Source organism: Caulobacter sp. GW821-FHT09B11, from assembly GCF_059418205.1.
This window is the reverse complement of the sequence record NZ_JBWKPK010000063.1, coordinates 6,207-12,673: the sequence shown is the minus strand read 5'-3', so window position 1 is coordinate 12,673 and position 6,467 is coordinate 6,207. Positions and strand designations below refer to the sequence as shown.

Sequence of the window (6,467 nt, the reverse complement as noted above, 5' to 3'; positions counted from 1 at the left end):
CGCTGGGTGACGGAGGGGGCGACGGCCGGCACGGCGCCCGGTCTCGCCCCCTCCACCGCTTCGCGGTCCCCCTCCCCCGCAAGCGGGGGAGGAGAAGATCATCGCGCTCGCCACTCCGCCCGCGTCTGCCCCCACACCTCGTTCGGAACCTCCGAATACGGCGCCGGCAACGGTTTCGGCCCCCGGTTCCTAGACCCCAGCCGCGTCGCCACCTGCTGCGAGGCCGCGTTCTGCGGGTGGATGCAGTGGATCACCTCGTCCCAGCCCAGGTGGTCGAAGGCCCAGTCGATGCTGGCCACGGCGGCCTCCACCGCATAGCCCTTGCCCCAGGCGCGGCGGATCAGGCTCCAGCCGACCTCGGTCCCCGGCCAGCCCTCCGGCCGCCACGGGCCGATGCGGCCCAGCCACTGGCCGGTCTCCTTGTCGATCAGCGAGAACATGCCAAAGCCGTTCATCGCCCACGAGCCGGCCATGCTGGCCATGCCGCGCCAGGCCGTGTCGCGGTTCTGGTAGCCGCCGATGTACTGGGCGGCCTCGGCGTCGCCCATCAGCTCGGCCCAACCGTCGAGGTCCTCGGCGGCGGTGGGGCGCAGGATCAGGCGGGCGGTCTCCAGCGTGGGGCCGGGCGCTGTGGCCATTCTTTTTTCCTCCCGTTTTGCGAAATCCTCGTCCTTCGACAGGCTCAGGATGAGGATTTCGAATGCCGTCCAGTAGCCCTCATCCTGAGCTTGTCGAAGGACGAGGGCGGCTCCTCAGATCACGCAGGCTTCCAGCCCGCCGCGACGCACCGCGCCAGAGGCCGCGCCGATCTTGCGCGAGCGCTTCTGGACGTAGCGGCCGGGCTTGACGGCCTTCCACTTCAGGGGGCTGGGCAGGATCGCCGCCAGCCGCGCCGACTGGGCCGGCGTCAGGTTGGCGGCGCTGGTCTTGAAGTAGCGCTGGGCGGCGGCTTCGGCGCCATAGATGCCGGGGCCGAACTCGATGGAGTTCAGATAGACCTCCATGATCCGCTGCTTGCCCCAGCCCAGCTCGATCAGCACCGTGAACCAGGCCTCCAGCCCCTTGCGCAGGTACGAGCGGTCGGGCCACAGGAAGACGTTCTTGGCGGTCTGCTGGCTGATGGTCGAGCCGCCGCGGATCTTGCCGCCCTTTTCGTTGCTGGCGTAGGCCTTCTGCAGGGCCTCGACGTCGAAGCCGTGGTGGTCGCAGAAGCGCTGGTCTTCGGCGGCGATCAGGGCGCGCGGCAGGCTGGGCGAGACCTTCGACAGCGGCCGCCAGCGGTGGTCCCAGCCCTTGCCCTCGACGGCGCGGATGACCATCAGCGGCGTCGCCGGCACAGGGACGAAGCGATAGACCAGCACCGCCAGGATCGGGCCGACGACCAGCACGATGAACAGCGCCAGGAAGATGTTGCGCAGCAGAACCTTCAAACTCGACGCCCCTTGCCTTGACCTTGCGGCCGGATGCTAGCCAACGATCGAGACGCTCGATAGGGCGCGTTGGTTAGGGAGGCCTTGATGGCCGATGCAGTGAGCGTGTCCGAAGCGGTGGCGCGGCGGTTTTCGGCGCGGGCCTTCAAGGCCGATCCGGTGCCGGGCGAGACGGTGCGGGCCATCCTCGAGGCCGCCGCCCGCGCGCCGTCGGGCGGAAACCTTCAGCCGTGGAAGGTGCACGCCATCGCCGGTGAGGCGCTGGCCGACTTCAAGGCCCAGGTCGCCGCCCGGCTGGGCTCGCCCGACGAGGCGCAGTACGCGGTTTATCCGGCCAATCTCTGGGAGCCCTTCCGCAGTCGCCGCTTCCAGGTCGGGGAGGACCTCTATGGGGCTCTGGAAATCCCCCGCGAGAACAAGATGGGCCGCCTGATGCAGTTCGCCCGCAACGCCGAGTTCTTCGGCGCGCCGGTGGGTCTGTTCTTCTCCATCGACCGCCAGCTTGGCCCGCCGCAGTGGTCGGACCTGGGCATGTACATGCAGACGGTGATGCTGCTGGCGACCGAACGGGGCCTGGCCACCTGCGCCCAGGAGTTCTGGTCGGCCTATGGCAGGCTGTCGGCGGACTTCCTGGGGCTGCCGGACGACCACATGGTGTTTTCCGGCATGGCGCTGGGCGTCGCCGACGAGGACGCGGCGGTGAACCAGTGGCGCTCGCGGCGGGATGATTTCGAGGTCTGGGGGGAGCTGAGGGGTTTTTGATCGGTGCTTTCATAACGCCCGTCATTCCCGCCCTTGTGGCGGGAACCCCTGGTTCCGCTTTCACGTGAAGCGCCAGCGGCGTGCTGAGCACGCCGCCCCACTTGCACCTGCGGCTGACAGAGGGGTTCCCGCCACAAGGGCGGGAATGACGGGAGAAAAGAGAAGCGCCTGGCGCATTCCATAACGAAAAAGCCCCGGCCGTTTCCGACCGGGGCTCTTCGTCAGACGTTACAGGCCGAGGCTTACGCCGGTTGCTGGACGCCGGCTTCGGTCAGCCATTCCAGGATCTTGGCCTTGGGCATGGCGCCGACCTTCATCGAGGTCATCTGGCCGCCGCGGAACAGCATCATGGTCGGGATGCCGCGGACGCCATAGCGCGACGGGGTGGTCGGGCTGTCCTCGATGTTGATCTTGGCGACGACCACGTGGTCGGCGAGCTCCTCGGAGATCTGCTCCAGGGCCGGGGCGATCTGCTTGCACGGGCCGCACCATTCGGCCCAGAAGTCGACGAGCACGGGACCCTCGGCTTGCAGGACGTCTTGTTCGAAGGTGGCGTCGGTCACCGTCACGGTGCTCATGGGTCAGGCTCCTTGCAGGCGTCGCGGGTCGGGGGGCCGCCGCGGCGCGAAATTGAGAACAGTGGCGGTTGCTGGCCGCCTCTTGTCCGAAGATGTAGGCGTGGGAAAGCCGCCCGGCAATAACTCAGAAGAGGCGCGAAAGCGCCGCCGCCCGCACGTTTTCTGGAACGGCCATCAGTTTGGGGCCATCCGTCCACACGATGGCGGCGTCGATCTCGCGCCCCGGGAATATCTCGGCCAGCACCGCCGCATAGACCGCCATCTGGGCCAGATAGGCCGGGTCGGCGTCCTCGATGCGGTCGGGCGAGGGGCGGTTGGTCTTGTAGTCGACGACCAGCACCCGGTCGGGCGAGACCACCAGCCGGTCGACCCGGCCCGAGATCGCCATCCCCTGCGGCAGGCGAGAGGCGGCCCCGGCCAGGGCGGCCTCGGCGCGCGAGCCGGGGCCGAAGACGGCGGCGAAGCGGTCGTCCTCCAGCACCCCGAAGGCGGCGGCGGTCATCTCGGCCCTTTGCGGGTCGGTCAGGTCGCGCTCGGCGGCCAGCAGCCGCGTGGCGGCGCTCCGGCGTTCGGCGGGCGCGATGTCGGGCAGAAGCTGCAGGAGCCGGTGGATCACTTCGCCCCGGCGATAGCGGCCCAGGCCCTCGATCCTGGCCAACGGCGAGGGGGCCGAGCCGACGGCCTCCTCCTCGGCCTCCAGCGCCGAGGGCGCGGCCCAGCGGGCGCCGGCCGACACCGGGTCGGCGGCCCTGCGCGCCCAGGAGGGCAGGGCGTGCGGAACGGCCTCCGCCCTCTCGGCCGTCGGCGGGGCGGGCAGGGGATCGGGGCCGTAGCGCAGGATCCCAGTCTCCGAGTCACTCTCCTCGTCGATCGTCCGGGTGGCGCCCTCGATCATCGGATGGGCGAAGGCGGCGCGGGCGGCGGCGTACCAGCCGCCGACGTTCTCGTCCTTGGTGCGGGCGTCGATGCGGCCGCAGAGGATCAGGCGGTCGCGCGCCCGGGTCAGGCCCACATAGAGCAGGCGGTAGGCCTCCTGCTGGGCCTTGTCCTCGCGCAGTTTCCGGGCGCTCGCGGAGGCCTCGCAGTCGTACTTGCTTGAGGCGCACCAGACATAGCCCTTGTCCGCCGTCGCCAGCAGCGGCGAGCCGCGCGCCCCGCCCTTCATCGTCGTCTCGGGCAGGAAGACGATCGGCGCCTCCAGCCCCTTGGCGCCGTGGGCGGTCATCACCCGCACCTGCCGGCGCACGCCCTCCATCTCGCGCTTGACCACGATGTCCAGCGCCGCGAACTCGGCGACTAAGGTCTCCAGGTCCCGCACGCCCCGGGCCTCGGCGTTGGTGATCTGGGCCAGGAACTCGTCCAGGGCGTCGGCGGCTTCCTCGCCCAGGCGGGTGAGGGCGCGGGCGCGGTTGCTGGTCCCGTTGATATCCAGCTTGCCCAGGAACAGGGCGTAGAACTCGTAGGGCTGGCGGCGGCGACGGGCGTTCAGGGCCCAGTCGAGCAGGGCGTGGGCCTCGCGCCATAGCGGCCGCTCGTCGACGCGGCTCGCCAGCACGGTCCACAGCGTGCCCCGTCGCCCCTTGGCCAGGGCGTAGAGATCATCGTCAGCCAAACCGCAGAACGGGCTCTTGAGCAGCGCCGCCAGCGTCAGGTCGTCGTCCGGGAACAGGCAGAAGCGGCCCAGAGCCAGCAGGTCGTCGAAGACGATGTGGGCCGACAGCGACAGCCGGTCGGCGCCGGCCACCGGCACGCCCCTGCGCTTGAGGGCCCGCAGCACCTCCTCGAACAGCGCCTTGCGCCGCCGCACCAGCACCAGCACGTCGCCGTAGTGGGCCGGGCGCCAGGTCCGGCTGTCTTTGTCGAACACCGCATCGCCCCGCTCGACCAGGGCCTTGATCTCGGCGGCGATCTTTTCGGCCAGGCGGCGGTTGGCGCCCTGCTCGGTCTCGACGTCGAGCGGCGCGTCCCAGGCCTCGCGCTCGGCGGCGATCGGCTCGCGCTCCAGCGGCCACAGGTCCACGCACCCCGGATGGTCCCGGCGGAAGGCCTCGTGGCCGGGGATGTCCTCGCCGGTGGGAGCCAGTCCCATCCGCGCGTCCGGGGCCTCGAACAGGGCGTCGACGAAGCTCAGCACCTGCTGGGTCGAGCGATAGGACATCGACAGCGGCACGGCCTTGCCCGTGCGGCCGACGGCCTCGATGCGGGCGATGTAGTCCTGCGTCTCGATCAAGAGGCGCTCGGGCTGGGCGCCTTGGAACGAATAGATCGACTGCTTCTCGTCGCCGACGATGAACAGGGTGCGGCCGTCCGTGGCCTTGCCGTCGCGGCCCGGCGCCCCGGCCCCGGCGAAGAAGTCCTCGGTCAGGGCCGACAGGATCTCCCACTGCTCGGGGGCGGTGTCCTGGGCCTCGTCGAGCAGGATGTGCGACACCCCGCCGTCCAGCTTGTAGAGCACCCAGGCCGCATCGACCCGGCGGGTCAGCAGGTCGCGGGTCTTCTCGATCAGGTCGGAGAAGTCGAGGGCGCCATGGGCCTGCTTCTCCTCGATGAACTTGGCCAGATAGAGCGCCGCCAGCCGCATGGCCGCGACGCTGTCCTCGGCCACCTTGGCGGCGCGGAGGTATTCGCGGGCCTCCTCCAGGCGCTCCTGTTCGGCCAGCAGCCGTTCGCGCAGGTCTTCGCGGCTCTTCAGGCCGGAGGTCTTGGCCGGCCAGGTCGCGGGCGTGCCGACGCCCTTCTCGGTGAAGAGGGCGGCCAAGGCGTCTTCCAGCGTCGCGCCGGGATCGACGGCGACCGCTCGCATCTGATCGCCGCACTTGATGTCGGTCTTGCCGCCGCCGGCCAGCACGTCGGCGATCGAGCGCCACAGCACGCGGTCGAGATCGGCCATGGCCTCGGCCGCCACCTCGTCGGCGGTGGTCGGTTCGGGAAAGCCGCAGACGGTCCAGAGGTCGGCGATGACGCCGTCCAGCCCGCCGCAGCGGTCGAGATAGGCGGCGATGCCCGAGCGCTGGTGCTCGAAGGTCGCGAACATCGCCTCGAACGAGGCGAAGTCCAGCGCCACCGAGAAGCGGGCATAGGCGTCGGCGAACACATCGTCGCTGTGGGTGACGTGGTCGGCCAGCTTGTGCAGCGCCGCCTGGGCCACCGCGGACGAGGCGCCGTCGTCCATCACCTGGAAGCTGGGCGAGACCCCGGCCTCGATCGGGAAGCGCCGCAGCAGCTTCTCGCAGAAGGCGTGGATGGTCTGGATCTTCAGGCCGCCGGGCGTCTCGAGGGCTTTGGCGAACAGGCTGCGGGCCTTGGACAGGGCGGCCGCGTCGAACTCGGTGGCCGGGCGGTCCACGAGGTCGGCGATCTCGGCGCGCAGCGCGTCGTCGGGAGTGATGCACCACTTGCCCAGCCGATCGAACAGCCGGTGCTGCATCTCGGCGGCGGCGGCCTTGGTGTAGGTCACGCACAGGATCGCCGCGGGCTCGGCGCCGCCCAGCAGCAGGCGCGCGACCCGGTCGATCAGGGTTTTCGTCTTGCCCGAGCCTGCGTTGGCCGTAACGAAGGCGGAGATCGCCGGGTCTGCGGCGATGCGCTGGGGATCGAGGGGAAGCGTCATTGGCGAACTCCTCCCCCGCAAAGCGGGGGAGGTGGCGCGCTGCGAATACGCAGCGTGACGGAGGGGGCGACCGCCGCCTCGGCGCCC

Annotated in this window: 5 protein-coding genes and 2 pseudogenes; 1 reads left to right on the top strand and 6 read right to left on the bottom strand. The window is 70.3% G+C overall.

What is annotated here, in order from left to right:
* Positions 1-98: 98 nt before the first annotated feature.
* From AC07N1_RS25100 to mtgA, 3 genes and pseudogenes are all read right to left on the bottom strand, one after another.
* Positions 99-638 (bottom strand): GNAT family N-acetyltransferase, encoded by a 540-nt coding sequence (locus AC07N1_RS25100; RefSeq protein ID WP_494674264.1) that lies wholly within the window; start codon positions 636-638, stop codon positions 99-101.
* A gap of 21 nt (positions 639-659) precedes the next feature.
* Positions 660-757: pseudogene (locus AC07N1_RS25095) on the bottom strand (hypothetical protein); the annotation flags it as partial.
* Positions 753-1,430 (bottom strand): monofunctional biosynthetic peptidoglycan transglycosylase, encoded by a 678-nt coding sequence (mtgA, locus tag AC07N1_RS25090; protein ID WP_494674263.1) that lies wholly within the window; start codon positions 1,428-1,430, stop codon positions 753-755. The pseudogene AC07N1_RS25095 and the gene mtgA, both read right to left, overlap by 5 nt.
* Before the next feature lie 99 nt (positions 1,431-1,529).
* Between mtgA and AC07N1_RS25085 the strand changes: the two genes are divergently transcribed.
* Positions 1,530-2,192, top strand: coding sequence for a nitroreductase (locus AC07N1_RS25085; RefSeq protein WP_494674266.1), 663 nt, complete (start codon positions 1,530-1,532; stop codon positions 2,190-2,192).
* A 242-nt stretch (positions 2,193-2,434) separates the two neighbouring features.
* On the opposite strand, the gene trxA is transcribed toward AC07N1_RS25085, so the two are convergent.
* The 3 genes and pseudogenes from trxA to AC07N1_RS25070 form a co-directional block, all read right to left on the bottom strand.
* Positions 2,435-2,770, bottom strand: a complete 336-nt coding sequence (trxA, locus tag AC07N1_RS25080) for a thioredoxin (protein WP_487289975.1) — start codon at positions 2,768-2,770, stop codon at positions 2,435-2,437.
* Between the two features lie 124 nt (positions 2,771-2,894).
* Positions 2,895-6,380, bottom strand: a complete 3,486-nt coding sequence (gene addA / locus AC07N1_RS25075; protein ID WP_494674262.1) for a double-strand break repair helicase AddA — start codon at positions 6,378-6,380, stop codon at positions 2,895-2,897.
* A 7-nt stretch (positions 6,381-6,387) separates the two neighbouring features.
* Positions 6,388-6,467 (bottom strand): annotated as a pseudogene (locus AC07N1_RS25070) (hypothetical protein); the annotation flags it as partial.

Excerpts from the sequence above, each read along its gene's own strand:
- trxA (WP_487289975.1), bottom strand. The coding sequence starts at position 2,770 with ATGAGCACCGTGACGGTGACCGACGCCACCTTCGAACAAGACGTCCTG.
- addA (WP_494674262.1), bottom strand. The coding sequence starts at position 6,380 with ATGACGCTTCCCCTCGATCCCCAGCGCATCGCCGCAGACCCGGCGATC.
- AC07N1_RS25100 (WP_494674264.1), bottom strand. The coding sequence starts at position 638 with ATGGCCACAGCGCCCGGCCCCACGCTGGAGACCGCCCGCCTGATCCTG.